Origin of the sequence: Stenotrophomonas sepilia (assembly GCF_003244875.1) — a bacterium.
In the GTDB taxonomy this organism is placed as follows: Bacteria; Pseudomonadota; Gammaproteobacteria; order Xanthomonadales; family Xanthomonadaceae; genus Stenotrophomonas; species Stenotrophomonas sepilia.
Map to the genome: position 1 here is coordinate 1 of NZ_LXXZ01000110.1, position 1,073 is coordinate 1,073.

Genomic DNA, 1,073 nt, shown 5'->3' on the forward strand with positions numbered 1-1,073 from the left:
CGAAGGCGGGGTGGGTCCGGTGGCGGGAGTGTCCGCGGCATGGATGCCGCGGCCAAGCCCCCATGGACGGGTTTACGGCGTCTCCCGCCATCGGATCCACCCCGCCATCCCACAGGAAACCAGCTTCTGCCGTTGCCGTTGCTTGAAGCCTCCGCAGGTGCAGGGCGCAGCCCTGCCGACACCCCCAACAGGCAGCCGGCGCCCGGAACAGGTACCCTATGCCGCCATCAGATAGCCAATGTGACATGACCGACGCCCTCGTCGCTCCGCAGTGGGCCTCCCGCCTGCGCGACATCGCCGACTTCCCCAAGCCCGGTATCCTGTTCAAGGACATCATGCCGCTGCTCGCCCACGGCGAGGACTTCCGCGGCGCGATCACCGCGATGGCCGACCGTTGGCGCGACCAGAAGCTGGACGCGGTGGTCGGCATCGAATCGCGTGGTTTCATCCTCGGCGCCGCGATGGCACTGGAGCTGGGCGTGGGCTTCGTGCCGGTGCGCAAGCCGGGCAAGCTGCCGGGCCAGGTGCTGCGTGAGGAATACACGCTGGAGTACCGCAGCGACTGCATCGAAGTGCACGCCGACGCGTTGCCGTCCGGTGCCCGCGTCGCGATCATCGATGACGTGCTGGCCACCGGCGGCACGCTGGTCGCTGCGTTGTCGCTGGTTCGCCGCCTGGGTGTTGAAGTGGTCGGTGCAGGCGTGCTGGTCGAGCTCGACGGCCTGGGCGGCCGGGCCCGCTGGGAGGCGGGCTTGCCACTGCACACCGAACTGGTGTTCTGATCGAAGGGTGAATGCCAACCAGGGTTGGCATCTACCAGAGCGAAGGGCCGGGAGCCGGTCGTTGCCAACCGTGGTTGGCAACGCGGCTTCAATCACATCATCCGTACGCGGAAACGACGGCCCTTGATCTTGCCGGCTTCCAGCCTGGTGACGGCCTTGTTGGCCTGTTCACGCGCGATCGCCACATAGGAGCGGGTCGGGAAGATCGCGATCTTCCCGATGAACTTGCTCGACAGGCCGGCATCGCCGGTCAGTGCGCCGAGGATGTCGCCCTGTCTCTTATACACAACC

The 1,073-nt window shown here is 66.9% G+C and carries 2 protein-coding genes; one reads left to right on the forward strand and one right to left on the reverse strand.

Translation table 11 applies throughout. The features are described from left to right. Positions 1-245: 245 nt before the first annotated feature. Positions 246-782: an adenine phosphoribosyltransferase gene (locus A7X97_RS21035; RefSeq protein WP_111008405.1), complete on the forward strand. Its 537-nt coding sequence runs from the start codon at positions 246-248 to the stop codon at positions 780-782. Between the two features lie 92 nt (positions 783-874). Here A7X97_RS21035 and A7X97_RS21040 read toward each other — a convergent pair. Next, a partial coding sequence (locus tag A7X97_RS21040) for a DbpA RNA binding domain-containing protein (RefSeq protein WP_245885092.1) occupies positions 875-1,073 on the reverse strand: 199 nt, incomplete at its 5' end.

Bases quoted from the DNA above. Each gene is read 5' to 3' on its own strand.
- A7X97_RS21035 (WP_111008405.1), top strand. From the start codon at position 246: ATGACCGACGCCCTCGTCGCTCCGCAGTGGGCCTCCCGCCTGCGCGAC.